The organism is Kitasatospora sp. NPDC094015 (assembly GCF_040304075.1).
Classification (GTDB): domain Bacteria; phylum Actinomycetota; class Actinomycetes; order Streptomycetales; family Streptomycetaceae; genus Kitasatospora.
In genome coordinates this window covers 244,865-260,432 of the sequence record NZ_JBEOUL010000003.1, presented here as the reverse complement: position 1 = coordinate 260,432, position 15,568 = coordinate 244,865, and the positions used below count along the sequence as shown (strand labels likewise).

General features: G+C 71.3%; 13 protein-coding genes. All 13 read left to right on the top strand.

Annotated features, from left to right (window positions below):
* The first annotated feature begins 7 nt into the window (after positions 1-7).
* The 13 genes from ABT014_RS05450 to nuoN all read left to right on the top strand — a co-directional run bounded on the left by ABT014_RS05450 (position 8) and on the right by nuoN (position 15,524).
* Entirely contained in the window at positions 8-562 is a 555-nt protein-coding gene (locus ABT014_RS05450) for a NuoB/complex I 20 kDa subunit family protein (protein WP_350637320.1), read from the top strand.
* A complete protein-coding gene (locus tag ABT014_RS05445; RefSeq protein WP_350637319.1) occupies positions 559-1,278 on the top strand; it encodes an NADH-quinone oxidoreductase subunit C in 720 nt (239 codons plus the stop codon). The genes ABT014_RS05450 and ABT014_RS05445 overlap by 4 nt, the downstream gene beginning before the upstream one ends.
* Positions 1,278-2,603 carry an NADH-quinone oxidoreductase subunit D gene (locus tag ABT014_RS05440; protein ID WP_350637318.1) on the top strand — a complete coding sequence of 442 codons (1,326 nt, stop codon included), beginning with the start codon at positions 1,278-1,280 and terminating at the stop codon, positions 2,601-2,603. The genes ABT014_RS05445 and ABT014_RS05440 overlap by 1 nt, the downstream gene beginning before the upstream one ends.
* Positions 2,600-3,340, top strand: a complete 741-nt coding sequence (gene nuoE / locus ABT014_RS05435) for an NADH-quinone oxidoreductase subunit NuoE (protein WP_350637317.1) — start codon at positions 2,600-2,602, stop codon at positions 3,338-3,340. Before ABT014_RS05440 ends, nuoE begins: the two co-directional genes overlap by 4 nt.
* Complete coding sequence (gene nuoF, locus ABT014_RS05430) at positions 3,340-4,698, top strand: NADH-quinone oxidoreductase subunit NuoF (protein ID WP_350637316.1); 1,359 nt, start codon at positions 3,340-3,342, stop codon at positions 4,696-4,698. Before nuoE ends, nuoF begins: the two co-directional genes overlap by 1 nt.
* Positions 4,695-7,136, top strand: coding sequence for an NADH-quinone oxidoreductase subunit G (locus ABT014_RS05425; RefSeq protein WP_350637315.1), 2,442 nt, complete (start codon positions 4,695-4,697; stop codon positions 7,134-7,136). The genes nuoF and ABT014_RS05425 overlap by 4 nt, the downstream gene beginning before the upstream one ends.
* Complete coding sequence (gene nuoH, locus ABT014_RS05420; protein ID WP_350637314.1) at positions 7,136-8,470, top strand: NADH-quinone oxidoreductase subunit NuoH; 1,335 nt, start codon at positions 7,136-7,138, stop codon at positions 8,468-8,470. The genes ABT014_RS05425 and nuoH overlap by 1 nt, the downstream gene beginning before the upstream one ends.
* A 6-nt stretch (positions 8,471-8,476) precedes the next feature.
* On the top strand, positions 8,477-9,070 hold the full coding sequence (nuoI, locus tag ABT014_RS05415; protein WP_350637313.1) for an NADH-quinone oxidoreductase subunit NuoI: 594 nt from the start codon (positions 8,477-8,479) through the stop codon (positions 9,068-9,070).
* Positions 9,067-9,933: an NADH-quinone oxidoreductase subunit J gene (locus ABT014_RS05410; RefSeq protein WP_350637312.1), complete on the top strand. Its 867-nt coding sequence runs from the start codon at positions 9,067-9,069 to the stop codon at positions 9,931-9,933. Before nuoI ends, ABT014_RS05410 begins: the two co-directional genes overlap by 4 nt.
* A complete protein-coding gene (nuoK, locus tag ABT014_RS05405) occupies positions 9,930-10,229 on the top strand; it encodes an NADH-quinone oxidoreductase subunit NuoK (RefSeq protein WP_035798594.1) in 300 nt (99 codons plus the stop codon). Before ABT014_RS05410 ends, nuoK begins: the two co-directional genes overlap by 4 nt.
* A 14-nt stretch (positions 10,230-10,243) precedes the next feature.
* Positions 10,244-12,139 carry an NADH-quinone oxidoreductase subunit L gene (gene nuoL, locus ABT014_RS05400; RefSeq protein WP_350637311.1) on the top strand — a complete coding sequence of 632 codons (1,896 nt, stop codon included), beginning with the start codon at positions 10,244-10,246 and terminating at the stop codon, positions 12,137-12,139.
* 86 nt (positions 12,140-12,225) lie between these two features.
* Positions 12,226-13,890, top strand: coding sequence for an NADH-quinone oxidoreductase subunit M (locus ABT014_RS05395; protein ID WP_350637310.1), 1,665 nt, complete (start codon positions 12,226-12,228; stop codon positions 13,888-13,890).
* The gene (nuoN, locus tag ABT014_RS05390) at positions 13,887-15,524 is read left to right on the top strand and encodes an NADH-quinone oxidoreductase subunit NuoN (protein ID WP_350637309.1); all 1,638 of its coding nucleotides are present in this window, start codon (positions 13,887-13,889) and stop codon (positions 15,522-15,524) included. The genes ABT014_RS05395 and nuoN overlap by 4 nt, the downstream gene beginning before the upstream one ends.
* Positions 15,525-15,568: the final 44 nt, after the last annotated feature.

Below are 15,568 nucleotides of genomic sequence, written 5' to 3'. Positions count from 1 at the left end.
GGAACTGATGGGAATCGAGGAGAAGCTGCCGAGCGGCTTTCTGCTCACCAGCGTGGAGGCCGCCGCCGGGTGGGTGCGGAAGGCGTCTGTCTTCCCCGCCACCTTCGGGCTCGCCTGCTGCGCGATCGAGATGATGACCACCGGCGCGGGCCGCTACGACCTGGCCCGGTTCGGCATGGAGGTGTTCCGCGGCTCACCGCGGCAGGCCGATCTGATGATCGTGGCGGGCCGGGTGAGCCAGAAGATGGCGCCGGTGCTGCGCCAGGTGTACGACCAGATGCCCAACCCGAAGTGGGTCATCTCGATGGGCGTCTGCGCCTCCTCGGGCGGCATGTTCAACAACTACGCCATCGTCCAGGGCGTCGACCACATCGTGCCGGTGGACATCTACCTGCCGGGCTGCCCGCCGCGCCCCGAGATGTTGCTGGACGCGATCATCAAGCTGCACGAGAAGATCCAGCACGAGAAGCTCGGCGTGAACAAGGTCCGTGCGCAGGAGGAGGCGGAGCAGCTCGCCCTGCACGCCACCCCCACCAGCGAGATGGGTGGGCTGCTGCGATGAGCGACGACAGCACCGTCCCCGCCTCCCGCACGGAGCCGCACCGCACCGAGCTGCCGGTCGAGGTGGTCGGCCGCCGGCAGGGCATGTTCGGCGCCCACGGCACCGGCGACACCTCCGGCTTCGGCGGCCTGAACGCGCCGATCGTGCTGCCCCCGCCGAGCAGCCGCCCGTACGGGCACGGCTTCGACGAGGTGGCCGACGAGCTGGAGGGGGCCCTGGAGGAGCAGGGGCTCGACCCGGCCGACGTGATCGAGAAGACCGTGGTGGACCGGGGTGAACTCACCTTCCACATCAGCCGCGAGCACCTGCTGCGCACCGTGCGCACGCTGCGCGACGACCCGGCGCTGCGCTACGAGCTCTGCCTCGGCGTGAGCGGCGTGCACTACCCGAGCGACCAGGGCCGCGAACTGCACGCGGTGTACCAGCTGCGCTCGATCACCCACGGCCGGCTGCTGCGGCTGGAGGTCACCGCGCCCGACGCCGATCCGCGGATCCCCTCCGTGGTCAGCGTCTACCCGACCAACGACTGGCACGAGCGGGAGACCTACGACTTCTTCGGCCTGGTCTTCGAGGGCCACCCCGCACTCACCCGGATCATGATGCCGGACGACTGGCTGGGCCACCCGCAGCGCAAGGACTACCCGCTCGGCGGCATCCCCGTCGAGTACAAGGGCGCCCAGATCCCGGCGCCCGACCAGCGGAGGTCGTACAGCTGATGACCACTCACTACGAAGCAGGAGCGCGCGAGACCACCGAGGGGCGCGTGTTCACCGTCACCGGTGGCGACTGGGGCGAGGTGGTCGAGGCCGTCGGTCGGGCCGACGACGAGCGGATCATCGTCAACATGGGCCCCCAGCACCCGTCCACCCACGGCGTGCTGCGGCTGATCCTGGAGATCGACGGCGAGACGGTGACCGAGGCCCGCTGCGGCATCGGCTACCTGCACACCGGCATCGAGAAGAACATGGAGTTCCGCAACTGGGTCCAGGGCACCACCTTCGTGACCCGGATGGACTACCTGACGCCGCTGTACAACGAGACCGCCTACTGCCTGGCGGTCGAGAAGCTGCTCGGGATCACCGACCAGGTGCCGGACCGGGCGACCGTGATCCGGGTCCTGATGATGGAGCTCAACCGGATCTCCTCGCACCTGGTGGCGCTGGCCACCGGCGGCATGGAGATCGGCTCCACCACCCTGATGATCTACGGCTTCCGGGACCGCGAGGTCATCCTCGACCTGTTCGAACTCGTCACCGGCCTGCGGATGAACCACGCCTACGTCCGCCCCGGCGGCCTCGCCCAGGACCTCCCGCCCGGCGCCGTCGACCAGGTCCGCGAGGCCATCAAGCTGCTCCGCTCCCGGATGCACGAGTACGACAAACTGGCCACCGACAACCCGGTGTTCAAGGCCCGGCTGGTCGACGTCGGCCACCTGGACCTGGCCGGCTGCCTGGCGCTCGGCGCCACCGGCCCGATCCTGCGGGCCACCGGCCTGCCGCACGACCTGCGCAAGTCCGACCCGTACTGCGGGTACGAGAACTACGACTTCGAGGTGGCGGTCGCCGACACCGCGGACTCCTACGGGCGGTTCCTGATCCGCCTGGAGGAGATGCGGCAGTCCCTGCGGATCGCCGAGCAGTGCCTGGACCGGCTGAAGCCCGGCCCGGTGATGGTGGCCGACAAGAAGATCGCCTGGCCGTCCCAACTGGCCGTCGGCCCGGACGGGATGGGCAACTCGCTCGACCACATCCGCAAGATCATGGGCACCTCGATGGAGGCCCTGATCCACCACTTCAAGCTGGTCACCGAGGGCTTCCGGGTCCCGGTCGGCCAGGCGTACACGGCGGTCGAGTCGCCCAAGGGGGAGCTCGGGGTGCACGTGGTCAGCGACGGCGGCACCCGGCCCTACCGGGTCCACTTCCGCGACCCGTCGTTCACCAACCTGCAGACGATGGCGGCGATGTGCGAGGGCGGCCAGGTCGCCGACGTGATCGTCGCGGTGGCCGGGATCGACCCGGTGATGGGAGGCGTGGACCGGTGACCAACGTAGAACTCGGTCTGCCGGCGATGCCGGCCGTGCCGTACCCGGCCGAGGTGCGCGAGCGCCTCGCCACGGACGCCCGCGAGCTGATCGACCGCTACCCGGTCGCCCGCTCCGCACTGCTCCCGCTGCTGCACCTGGTGCAGGCCGAGGAGGGCTACGTCAGCCCGACCGGCATCCGCTTCTGCGCCGAACAGCTCGACCTGACCACCGCCGAGGTGACCGCGGTCGCGACCTTCTACACCATGTACCGCCGCCGGCCCGCCGGTAAGTACCACGTCGGGGTCTGCACCAACACGCTCTGCGCGGTGCTCGGCGGCGACCAGATCTTCGCCGAGCTCCAGGACCACCTCGGGGTCGAGAACAACGAGACCACCGCCGACGGCGAGATCTCGATCGAGCACATCGAGTGCAACGCGGCCTGCGACTACGCCCCCGTGGTGATGGTCAACTGGGAGTTCTTCGACAACCAGACCCCGGAGAGCGCCCGGCAGCTGGTCGACGACCTGCGTGCGGGCCAGGACCCCAAGCCCACCCGCGGCGCCCGTCTCTGCTCCTTCCGGGAGACCTCCCGGATCCTGGCCGGCTTCCCCGACGAGCGCCCCGGCGCGGTGGACGAGTCCGGCGCCGGTGGCACCCCCTCGCTGGCCGGCCTGCGGCTGGCCAAGGGCGAGGCGCTGCCCGGCGCCCCCGGCACCAAGGTGGTCTCCCCGCGGCACGAAGGGACGGAAGCGTGATGACCTCCGCAGAGCCGGCCGAGAAGCTCCTCTCACCGGTCCTCTCCGCCTCCTGGGACGACGACCGCCCCTGGACCCTGGAAACCTACCGCCGGCACGAGGGGTACGAGGGCCTGCGGGCCGCCCTCGCCATGTCGCCGGACGACGTGATCGCGCTGGTCAAGGACGCCGGCCTGCGCGGCCGCGGCGGCGCCGGCTTCCCGACCGGGATGAAGTGGCAGTTCATCCCGCAGAACGACGGCAAGCCGCACTACCTGGTGGTCAACGCCGACGAGTCCGAGCCGGGCACCTGCAAGGACATCCCGCTGCTCTTCGCCAACCCGCACAGCCTGATCGAAGGCATGATCATCGCGTCCTACGCGATCCGCTGCGACCACGCCTTCATCTACCTGCGCGGCGAGGTCGTCCCGGTGCTGCGCCGGCTGCACGCCGCGGTTGCCGAGGCGTACGAGGCCGGGTACCTCGGCAAGGACGTCCTCGGCTCCGGGATCGACCTCGACATCACCGTGCACGCGGGCGCCGGGGCGTACATCTGCGGCGAGGAGACGGCGCTGCTGGACTCGCTGGAGGGCCGCCGCGGCCAACCCCGGCTGCGCCCCCCGTTCCCGGCCATCGCCGGTCTCTACGCCTGCCCGACCGTGGTCAACAACGTCGAGTCGATCGCCTCGGTGCCGCCGATCCTGGCCCGCGGCAAGGACTGGTTCAAGTCGCTGGGCACCGAGAAGTCCCCGGGCTTCACGCTCTACTCGCTCTCCGGCCACGTCACCAACCCGGGCCAGTACGAGGCCCCGCTCGGCGTCACGCTGCGCCAGCTGCTGGACATCAGCGGCGGGGTCAGGTCCGGCCACCGGCTGAAGTTCTGGACCCCGGGCGGCTCCTCCACCCCGATGTTCACCGACCAGCACCTCGACGTCCCGCTCGACTACGAGGGGGTCGGCGCGGCCGGTTCGATGCTCGGCACCAAGGCGCTGCAGGTCTTCGACGAGACCACCTGCGTGGTGCGGGCGGTGACCCGGTGGACGGAGTTCTACGCCCACGAGTCCTGCGGCAAGTGCACCCCCTGCCGGGAGGGCACCTACTGGCTGGTCCAGCTGCTCAAGCGGATCGAGGCGGGCCAGGGCGTCGAGGGCGACCTGGAGAAGCTGCTGGACATCGCCGACAACATCAACGGCAAGTCCTTCTGCGCCCTCGGCGACGGCGCCGCCAGCCCGATCGTCTCCTCGCTCGAGCACTTCCGCGCCGAGTACGAGCAGCACCTCGCCGAGCGCCGCTGCCCCTTCGACCCGGCCGCCGCCACGGTGTGGGCCGGCCGGTCGTCCGCCCACGAGTCCGCCACCGAGAGGGAGGTGCACGCGTGACGATCACTGAGCCCTCCACCCAGGTGGAGCTGGTCACGCTCACCATCGACGGCGTCGAGGTCCAGGTCCCCAAGGGCACCCTGGTGATCCGCGCCGCCGAACAGATCGGCACCCAGATCCCGCGCTTCTGCGACCACCCGCTGCTCGCCCCGGCCGGGGCCTGCCGGCAGTGCATCGTCGAGGTCGAGGGCCAGCGCAAGCCGGTCGCCTCGTGCACCATCCCGGTGGCCGAGGGCATGGTGGTGCGCACCCAGATCAGCTCGCCGGTGGCCGAGAAGGCCCAGCGCGGCGTGATGGAGCTGCTGCTGATCAACCACCCGCTGGACTGCCCGGTCTGCGACAAGGGCGGCGAGTGCCCGCTGCAGAACCAGGCGATGTCCACCGGCGGCGCGGACTCCCGGTTCGAGGGGATGAAGCGGACCTACGAGAAGCCGGTGCCGGTCTCCACCCAGGTGCTGCTGGACCGCGAGCGCTGCGTGCTGTGCGCCCGCTGCACCCGGTTCTCCCAGGAGATCGCCGGCGACCCGTTCATCGACCTGGTGGAGCGCGGGGCGCTGCAGCAGGTCGGCACCGGCGAGGGCGACGAGTTCCGCTCGTACTTCTCCGGCAACACCATCCAGATCTGCCCGGTCGGCGCGCTCACCTCGGCCGCCTACCGGTTCCGCTCCCGTCCGTTCGACCTGGTCTCCTCGCCGAGCGTGTGCGAGCACTGCTCGGCCGGCTGCGGCCAGCGCACCGACCACCGGCGCGGCAAGGTGCTGCGCCGGCTGGCCGGCAACGAGCCGGAGATCAACGAGGAGTGGAACTGCGACAAGGGCCGGTTCGCCTTCCGCTACGCGCAGCAGCGCGACCGGCTCGCCACCCCGCTGGTCCGCGACGAGAGCGGTGAACTCGTCCCCGCCTCCTGGTCGGAGGCGCTCGCCGCGGCCGCCGAGGGCCTGCGCGGCGCCCGCGCCGGGGTGCTCACCGGCGGCCGGGTGACGGTCGAGGACGCGTACGGCTACGCCAAGTTCGCCCGTGTGGTGCTGGGCACCAACGACGTGGACTTCCGCTCCCGCCCGCACAGCGGCGAGGAGGCGGACTTCCTGGCCGCCGCGGTCGCCGGCCGCGGGGTGGACCTGGGCGGCGAGGGCGTCTCGTACGCGGCGCTGGAGGCCGCGCCCGCAGTGCTGCTGGCCGGCCTGGAGCCCGAGGAGGAGGCGCCGATCGTCTTCCTGCGGCTGCGCAAGGCCAACCGGGCCGCCGGCCTCAAGGTGTACGCGATCGCCTCGCACTCCTCCCGGGGCCTGGGCAAGCTGCACGGCGCGCTGCTGCCGGCCGCCCCCGGCACCGAGGCGGAGTGGCTGACCGCGCTGGCCGGGGACGAGGTGCTGGCGGACGACGCCGGCCGCGCCGCCGATCAGCTGCGCGCCGAGGGCGCCGTGATCCTGGTGGGCGAGCGGCTGGCCGGGGTGCCCGGCGGGCTGAGCGCCGCGCTGCGGCTGGCCGCGGTGACCGGGGCCCGGCTGGCCTGGGTGCCGCGCCGGGCCGGCGAGCGGGGCGCGGTCGAGGCCGGCGCGCTGCCGGGCCTGCTGCCCGGCGGCCGGGCGGTCTCGGTGCCCGCCGCGCGGGCCGAGGCGGCCGAGCTGTGGGGCGCCACCGACCTGCCGGCGCGCCTCGGCCGGGACACCGACCAGATGCTGGCCGCGACCGTGCAGGGCGACCTGACCGCGCTGGTGCTCGGCGGGGTCGGCCTGGACGACCTGCCGGACCCGGCGCTCGCCGAGGAGGCGCTCACCCGGGCGTCCTTCGTGCTCTCGCTGGAGCTGCGCCCGTCGGCGGTCACCGAGCACGCCGACGTGGTGCTGCCGGTGGCCGCGGTGGCCGAGAAGGCCGGCACCTTCCTGGACTGGGAGGGCCGGGTACGGATGTTCGAGCCGGCGCTCAAGCCCGACCAGATGATGGGGCGCCAGCTGCACTCGGACGTGCGGGTGCTGAACATGCTCGCCGAGGCGATCGGCCGCCCGCTCGGCCTGCCGGACGTCCGGGCGGCCCGGTTCGAGCTGGACCGTTTCGCCCCCTGGGAGGGCGACCGCCCGACCGCGCCGGCCGTCCACCCGGCCCCGCTGCCCCGCCCGGCCGGTGGCCAGGCCGTGCTGGCGGGCCACCGGCTGCTGCTCGACAACGGCTCGCTCCAGCAGGGCGACCCGCACCTCGCGGGCACCCGGCACCCCGCGGTGGCCCGGCTCTCGCCGGTCACCGCCGCCGAGATCGGCGCCGGGCGCGCCGTGCGGATCACCGGCCCGGCCGGCTCGCTGGAGCTGCCGCTGGAGCTCACCGACGAACTGCCGGACCGCACGGTCTGGCTGCCGCTCAACTCCACCCCGGGCGGCGCCCACCGCGCGCTCGGCACCACCCCCGGCCACCTGGTCACCATCACCGCGGCCGAGGAGGCGTGATGCTTGCTGCCTACGAGACCCTGGGATTCTTCGGCCGTGACCCCTGGTGGCTGGTGCTGCTGAAGGCGGTCTTCGTCTTCGCGTTCCTGGTCCTGACGGTGCTGATCGCGATCGTCTGGGAGCGCAAGGTCGTCGCCTGGATGCAGCTGCGGATCGGCCCCAACCGGCACGGTCCGTGGGGTCTGCTCCAGTCGCTGGCCGACGGCGTCAAGCTGGCGCTGAAGGAGGACCTGGTGGTGAAGGGCGCCGACAAGGCGGTCTACATCCTGGCCCCGATCGTCAGCGCCATCCCCGCCTTCATGGCCTTCGCGGTGATCCCCTTCGGCCCGGCCGGCGACGAGATCTCGATCTTCGGCACCCGGACCCCGATGCAGCTCACCGACCTGCCGATCGCGCTGCTCTACATCCTGGCCACCGCCTCGGTGGGGATCTACGGCATCGTGCTGGCCGGCTGGTCCTCCGGCTCGACCTACCCGCTGCTCGGCGGCATCCGTTCCTCCGCGCAGATGATCTCGTACGAGATCGCGATGGGCCTGTCCTTCGCGGCGGTGTTCATCTACTCCGGCTCGATGTCGACCTCGGAGATCGTCGCCTCGCAGCAGCCGACCTGGTTCGGGGTGCTGCTGCCGGTGTCGTTCATCGTCTACATCATCGCCATGGTCGGCGAGACCAACCGGGCGCCGTTCGACCTCCCGGAGGCCGAGGGCGAGCTGGTCGGCGGGTTCAACACCGAGTACAGCTCGCTGAAGTTCGCGATGTTCATGCTGGCGGAGTACGTCAACATGGTCACCGTCTCGGCGGTCGCCTCCACCCTGTTCCTGGGCGGCTGGCGGGCCCCGTGGCCGATCTCCACCTTCTGGGAGGGGGCCAACCACGGCTGGTGGCCGCTGCTCTGGATCACCATCAAGATCCAGCTGCTGCTGTTCTTCTTCATCTGGCTCCGCGGCACGCTGCCCCGGCTGCGCTACGACCAGTTCATGAAGCTGGGCTGGAAGGTCCTGATCCCGGTCTCGCTGGTCTGGCTGGTGATGGTGGCCAGCGTCCGGGCGCTGCGAAACGAGGGCTACGACTTCGGCAAGGTCGTGCTGTACGTCGGCGCGCCGATCGCGGTGCTGCTGCTGCTCGCCCTGGTGCGGGACGTGATCCGGCGCAAGCCCGAGCCCGAGTCCGCGGCCGGGGCCGAACCGGGCCCGGCGGCCTTCGACCCGATGGCGGGCGGCTACCCGGTGCCCCCGCTGCCCGGCCAGGAACTCCCGCCGGTGCCGCGCCGGCGCAGCCGGACCCCGCAACTGCAGGACGCCCTCAACGGGGCCGACCATTCCGAAGGGAGCTGAACCGAGATGTCGGACAAGAGCGCTGACAAGCCGTCGATCCTTGGCCCGGCCGCCGGCTTCGGCGTGACCTTCCAGGCCATGTTCAAGAAGCGGCTGACCGAGCAGTACCCGGAGCAGAAGAAGCCCACCGCACCGCGCTTCCACGGCCGCCACCAGCTGAACCGGCACCCGGACGGCCTGGAGAAGTGCGTCGGCTGCGAGCTGTGCGCCTGGGCCTGCCCCGCCGACGCCATCTACGTCGAGGGCGCGGACAACACCGAGGAGGAGCGCTACTCGCCCGGTGAGCGCTACGGCGCGGTCTACCAGATCAACTACGCCCGCTGCATCCTGTGCGGGCTGTGCATCGAGGCCTGCCCGACCCGCGCGCTGACCATGACCAACGAGTACGAGCTGGCCGACTCCAGCCGGGCCGACCTGATCTTCACCAAGGAGCAGCTGCTGGTCGGGCTGACCGAGGGCATGGTCGACTCGCCGCACGCGATCTTCCCGGGCACCGACGAGGGCGCGTACTACCGCGGCGAGATCACCGCGGCCGCCCCCGGCACCGTCCAGCAGGAGCGCACCGACCGCGAGAGCCGCGAGAAGGAGGTGCAGTCATGACCTCCACCGGAGAGGCCGTCCAGTTCTGGGTCCTCGCCGTGATCGCCGTCGGCGGCGCGCTGGGCATGCTGCTGATGAAGAAGGCGGTGCACAGCGCGCTCTGCCTGGCCGCCACCATGCTGGCGCTGGCGGTCTGCTACCTGGCACAGGGCGCGGTGTTCCTGGGCGTGGTGCAGATCGTCGTCTACACCGGCGCGATCATGATGCTCTTCCTGTTCGTGGTGATGCTGGTCGGCGTCACCTCGGCGGACTCCCTGAAGGAGCAGCTCAAGGGCCAGCGGATCGCCGCGGTGGTCTGCGGCCTCGGCTTCGGGGTGCTGCTGATCGCGGGGATCGCCAACGCGAAGCTCGACCACTTCACCGGCCTGACCGAGGCGAACGCCGAGGGCAACGTCCAGGGCCTGGCCCGGCTGATCTTCACCAAGTACGTCTGGGCCTTCGAGGTCACCGGCGCGCTGCTGATCACGGCCGCGATCGGCGCCATGGTGCTGACCCACCGCGAGCGGGTCCGGGCCGCGGCCACCCAGCGCGAGCTGGCGGCCCAGCGGGTCAGGGACAACATCCAGGTGCCGCCGATGCCCGCCCCCGGCGTGTACGCGCGGCACAACGCGGTGGACATCCCCGCCCTGCTGCCGGACGGCACCATCGCCGAGGACTCGGTGATGGCCACCCTGCGCGAGCGCGGCCAGATCCGCGACGTCAGCCGGCCGATGCTGGAGCGGATGGCCGAGTTGGAGGAGAGCACCGCCGACTGGCTGGGCCGCCCGTCCTCCGCGCGGCCGCCGGTCGCCGGCCCGCGCCGGGAGCTGGAGACCGTGCCCACCAAGCCCGTGCCGGCCAAGGACAAGGAGGAGGCGGAGTGAACCCCGTCAACTACCTCTACCTCGCTGCCCTGTTGTTCACCATCGGCGCCTCCGGGGTGCTGATCCGGCGGAACGCGATCGTGCTGTTCATGTGCGTGGAGCTGATGCTCAACGCCTCGAACCTGGCGCTGGTCACCTTCTCCCGGCTGCACGGCAACCTGGACGGCCAGATCATCGCGTTCTTCACCATGGTGGTCGCCGCGGCCGAGGTCGTGGTCGGACTGGCGATCATCGTGTCCATCTTCCGGACCAGGCACTCGGCTTCGGTCGATGACAGCAACCTGATGAAGCTGTAGGCGGAGGGCCTTCGGTGAACTCTCTCATTCCGCTGCTCGTGGCGGCCCCGCTGGCCGGTGCTGCCCTGCTGCTGCTCGGCGGGCGCCGGCTGGACCGCTTCGGCCACTGGCTGGCCACGCTGCTGGCCGCCGTCTCCTTCGGCATCGGCCTCACGCTCTTCTCCGATCTGCTCGGCCGCGCCGGCGACGACCGGACGCTGCACGAGACGCTGTTCAGCTGGATCCCGGTGAACGGCTTCCAGGCCGACGTCGCCTTCCAGCTCGACCAGCTGTCCATCGTGTTCGTGCTGCTGATCTCCGGCGTCGGCACGCTGATCCACCTCTACTCGGTGGGTTACATGGCGCACGACGAGCGCCGCCGCCGGTTCTTCGGCTACCTCAACCTGTTCCTGGCGGCCATGCTGCTGCTGGTGCTGGCCGACAACTACCTGCTGCTGTACGTCGGTTGGGAGGGCGTGGGCCTGGCCTCGTACCTGCTGATCGGCTTCTGGCAGCACAAGCCCAGCGCGGCGACCGCGGCCAAGAAGGCCTTCCTGGTCAACCGGGTCGGCGACCTCGGCCTGTCGATCGCGATCATGCTGATGTTCACCACCTTCGGCAGCTTCACCTTCGGCCCGGTCTTCGGCGCCGCGGGCGAGGCGAACGAGGGCCGGCTCACCGCGATCGGCCTGATGCTGCTGCTCGCGGCCTGCGGCAAGTCGGCGCAGGTGCCGCTGCAGTCCTGGCTCGGGGACGCGATGGAGGGCCCGACCCCGGTCTCGGCCCTGATCCACGCCGCCACCATGGTGACCGCAGGCGTCTACCTGATCACCCGCTCCTCGGCGATCTTCAACCTGGCGCCGGACGCCCAGCTGGTCGTGGTGGTGGTCGGCACGGTCACCCTGCTCTACGGTGCGATCGTCGGTTGCGCCAAGGACGACATCAAGAAGGCGCTGGCCGGCTCGACCATGTCGCAGATCGGCTACATGATCCTGGCGGCCGGGCTCGGCCCGATCGGCTACGCCTTCGCGATCATGCACCTGGTGACCCACGGCTTCTTCAAGGCCGGGCTCTTCCTCGGCGCCGGCTCGGTCATGCACGGCATGAACGACGAGGTGAACATGCGTCACTTCGGCGGGCTGCGGAAGTTCATGCCGATCACCTTCGTCACCTTCGGCCTGGGCTACCTGGCGATCATCGGCTTCCCGGGTCTGTCCGGCTTCTTCTCCAAGGACAAGATCATCGAGGCCGCCTTCGCCAAGGGCGGCACCGAGGGCTGGATCATCGGCACCTGCGCGCTGGTCGGCGCCGCCGTCACCGCCTTCTACATGACCCGGGTGATGCTGCTGACCTTCTTCGGCGAGCGCCGCTGGCAGCCCGACGCCGAGGGCCACGACCCGCACCCGCACGAGTCGCCGTCCACCATGACGCTGCCGATGATCGTCCTGGCCTTCGGCTCGGTCTTCGCCGGCGGCCTGTTCGTCTACGGCAACTCCTTCGTCAACTGGCTGGAGCCGGTCACCGGCCACTCGGAGGGCGACTCCCCGCTCACCCCGCTGACCGTCACGCTGATCACCACCGTGCTGATGCTGGTCGGCGTGGGCGTCTCGTACCTGATGTACGGCCGCGCGCCCGTCCCGGTCACCCCGCCGATCGGCTCGCTGCTCACCCGGGCCGCCCGGCGCGACCTGATGCAGGACGAGATCAACCACGCGGTGCTGGTCCGCCCGGGCACCGGTGTGGTCGCCTCGCTGGTCTTCTTCGACAGCAAGGCGGTGGACGGCTTCGTCAACGGCCTGGCCGCCGCCATCGGCGGGATCTCCGGACGGCTGCGCCGGACGCAGACCGGGTTCGTGCGCTCGTACGCGCTCTCCATGTTCGGCGGCACGCTGGTGCTGGTCGCCACCACTCTCCTGATGAGGTCGGTCTAGATGACTGCTACTCGCGCGCTCGCCGCCGAGCGCTCAGGCCCGCGCGTGTGCCCGCTGCACGGGCGTGTTCCGGTGGGAGGACGGCCATGAGCTACCTGCTGACCGCCACCTGCGCGGTCCCCGCCGCCGGCGCGGTGCTCACCGCGGCCCTGCCGGCCGGCACCAGCGACGGCCGCCGCCGGACCACCAAGACCGTCGCGATCGCCGTCTCGGTCGCCACCCTGGCGCTCGCCGCCCTGGTGGCCGCCCGGTTCGAGCCCGGCGGCGCGCGCTACCAGCTGACCGAGTCGCACAGCTGGATCCGCTCGTTCGGGATCAGCTTCTCGCTCGGCGTGGACGGCATCGGCGCGGTGCTGACCCTGCTCACCGCGGTCCTGGTGCCGCTGGTGATGCTGGCCTCCTGGCACGACGCCGACCCGGCCCCCGGCCGGGAGGCCCCCGCGGCCGGCGCCGAGCGGGCGGGCGCCGCCCCGGCGCCCGCCGGCGGCTTCGAGAACCGCCGCCGGACCCAGGGCTTCTTCGCCCTGATCCTGGCGGTGGAGGCGATGGTGATCGTCTCCTTCCTGGCCACCGACGTCTTCCTGTTCTACGTCTTCTTCGAAGCCATGCTGATCCCGATGTACTTCCTGATCGGCGGCTTCGGCGACCGGGCGGGCGGCCCCGACTCGGCGGCCCAGCGCTCGTACGCGGCCGTCAAGTTCCTGCTCTACAACCTGCTCGGCGGCCTGGTCATGCTGGCCGCGGTGATCGGGCTGTACGTGGTCGCGCAGGACCAGGGCTTCGCCACCTTCGACCTGCAGACCCTCACCGGGGCGATCGCGGACGGCAAGCTGGTCATCGACCCGGTCGCGCAGAAGGCGCTGTTCCTGGGCTTCTTCTTCGCCTTCGCGGTGAAGGCCCCGCTCTGGCCGCTGCACACCTGGCTGCCGAACGCGATGGGCGAGGCCACCGCCGGCACCGCCGTCCTGATCACCGCGGTGGTCGACAAGGTCGGCACCTTCGCGATGCTGCGGTTCTGCCTCGGGCTGTTCCCGGACGCCTCGAAGACCTTCGCCCCGGCGATCATGGTGCTGTCGCTGGTCGGCATCGTCTACGGCGCGCTGCTCGCGGTCGGCCAGAAGGACATCAAGCGGCTGGTCGCCTACGCTTCGATCTCGCACTTCGGCTTCATCATCATGGGCATCTTCGCGATGACCAGCCAGGGCCAGACCGGCGCCACCCTCTACATGGTCAACCACGGCATCTCCACCGCCGCGTGGATGCTGGTGGCCGGCTTCCTGATCTCCCGCCGCGGCTCGCGCCTGATCGCGGACTACGGCGGCGTCCAGAAGGTCGCGCCGGTGCTCGCCGGCACCTTCCTGATCGGCGGCCTGGCCACCCTGTCGCTGCCCGGACTCGCCCCGTTCGTCAGCGAGTTCCTGGTCCTGGTCGGCACCTTCACCCGCTACCCGGTGATCGGCATCATCGCCACCTTCGGCATCGTGCTGGCCGCGCTCTACGCCCTGGTGCTCTACCAGCGCACCATGACCGGCCCGGTCAAGGAGGGCGTGCGCCACCTGCCCGACCTCAAGCTGCGCGAACTCGCGGTGGTCACCCCGCTGGTGGCGCTGACCATCCTGCTCGGCGTGTACCCCAAGCCGCTCACCGACATCGTCAACCCGGCGGTGGACGCCACGCTGTCCCAGGTCCACCGGACCGACCCGGCACCGGCCCACCCGGTCGCCGCCACCAACGGAGGTGAGCACGAGTGAGCGCCACCCACTGGCTGGCCGCCGCGGGCGGCAACAGCCCCAGCATCCCGGCCCCGCACATCGAGTACGGCCAGCTCTCACCGATGCTGGTGGTGTTCGGCGCGGCCCTGGTCGGCATCCTCGCGGAGGCCTTCCTGCCCCGCCGGCAGCGGCACGGCGCGCAGCTGGTGATCGCCCTGCTCGGCCTCGCCGGCGCCTTCGCCGCCGTGGTCGTGCTCGCCGCCCAGGGCCACGGCACCACCAAGGCGGGCCTGCTGGCGATGGGTGCGGTGGCCATCGACGGCCCGGCGCTGTTCCTCCAGGGCGTCATCCTGCTCACCGCGATCCTGGCGGTGCTCACCTTCGCCGAGGGCCGGCTGGAGCCGCGCCTGAACGGCAACCGGGTGGACGCCTTCGCCGCCCAGGGCGCCGCCGTCCCCGGCGGCGAGCAGGAGCGCGAGGCCACCCGGGCGGGCCTGCGCACCAGCGAGGTCTTCCCGCTCACCCTGTTCGCGGTCGGCGGCATGCTGCTCTTCCCGGCCGCCAACGACCTGCTGACCATGTTCGTGGCGCTGGAGGTCTTCTCCCTCCCGCTCTACCTGCTCTGCGCGCTGGCCCGCCGGCGCCGGCTGCTCTCCCAGGAGGCGGCGGTCAAGTACTTCCTGCTCGGCGCCTTCGCCTCGGCCTTCTTCCTGTTCGGCACCGCCCTGCTGTACGGCTACGCGGGCAGCGTCCAGCTCGGCGACATCGCGGACGTGGTCTCCGGGGTCGCCCCGGTCACCCCGGCACTGGCCACCACCACCCAGAACGACGCGCTGCTGCTGATCGGCCTGGCGATGGTCTCGGTCGGCCTGCTGTTCAAGGTCGGCGCGGTGCCGTTCCACTCCTGGACCCCGGACGTGTACCAGGGCGCACCCACCCCGGTCACCGGCTTCATGGCCGCGGCCACCAAGACCGCGGCCTTCGGCGCCTTCCTGCGGCTGTTCTACGTGGCCTTCCCGGGCCTGCGCTGGGACTGGCGGCCGGTCATGTGGGGTGTGGCCATTCTCACCATGGTGGTCGGCGCGATCCTCGCGGTCACCCAGCAGGACGTGAAGCGGCTGCTGGCGTACTCCTCGATCGCGCACGCCGGCTTCATCCTGACCGGGCTGATCGCCACCAGCCGGCAGGGCCTGGGCGCGGTGCTCTTCTACCTGCTGGCCTACTCCTTCGTCACCCTCGGCGCCTTCGCCGTGGTGACCCTGGTGCGGGACTCCAAGGGGGAGGCCACCCACCTCTCCAGCTGGGCCGGGCTCGGCCGCCGCTCGCCCCTGGTGGCGGCGGTCTTCGCGCTCTTCCTGCTGGCCTTCGCCGGCATCCCGCTCACCAGCGGCTTCACCGGCAAGTTCGCGGTCTTCCAGGCCGCGGCGGCCGGCGGCGCCACCCCGCTGGTGATCGTCGGTGTGCTCAGCTCGGCGGTCGCGGCCTTCTTCTACATCCGGGTCATCGTGCTGATGTTCTTCTCCGACCCGCAGCCCGACGGCCCGGCCGTCACCGTGCCCAGCCCGCTGACCGCCACCGCGATCGGCGTCGGCGTCCTGGTCACGCTCGGCCTCGGCCTGCTTCCGCAGTACTTCCTCGACCTGGCCTCGAAGGCCTCGGTCTTCGTCCGCTGACGCGCCGCACCCGCCGTGCACGGGCGGGGCCCACGACCGACCGT

Coding starts and splice junctions, on each gene's coding strand:
- ABT014_RS05450 (WP_350637320.1), top strand. CDS start 8: ATGGGAATCGAGGAGAAGCTGCCGAGCGGCTTTCTGCTCACCAGCGTG.
- ABT014_RS05445 (WP_350637319.1), top strand. CDS start 559: ATGAGCGACGACAGCACCGTCCCCGCCTCCCGCACGGAGCCGCACCGC.
- ABT014_RS05440 (WP_350637318.1), top strand. CDS start 1,278: ATGACCACTCACTACGAAGCAGGAGCGCGCGAGACCACCGAGGGGCGC.
- nuoF (WP_350637316.1), top strand. CDS start 3,340: ATGACCTCCGCAGAGCCGGCCGAGAAGCTCCTCTCACCGGTCCTCTCC.
- nuoH (WP_350637314.1), top strand. CDS start 7,136: ATGCTTGCTGCCTACGAGACCCTGGGATTCTTCGGCCGTGACCCCTGG.
- nuoI (WP_350637313.1), top strand. CDS start 8,477: ATGTCGGACAAGAGCGCTGACAAGCCGTCGATCCTTGGCCCGGCCGCC.
- ABT014_RS05410 (WP_350637312.1), top strand. CDS start 9,067: ATGACCTCCACCGGAGAGGCCGTCCAGTTCTGGGTCCTCGCCGTGATC.
- ABT014_RS05395 (WP_350637310.1), top strand. CDS start 12,226: ATGAGCTACCTGCTGACCGCCACCTGCGCGGTCCCCGCCGCCGGCGCG.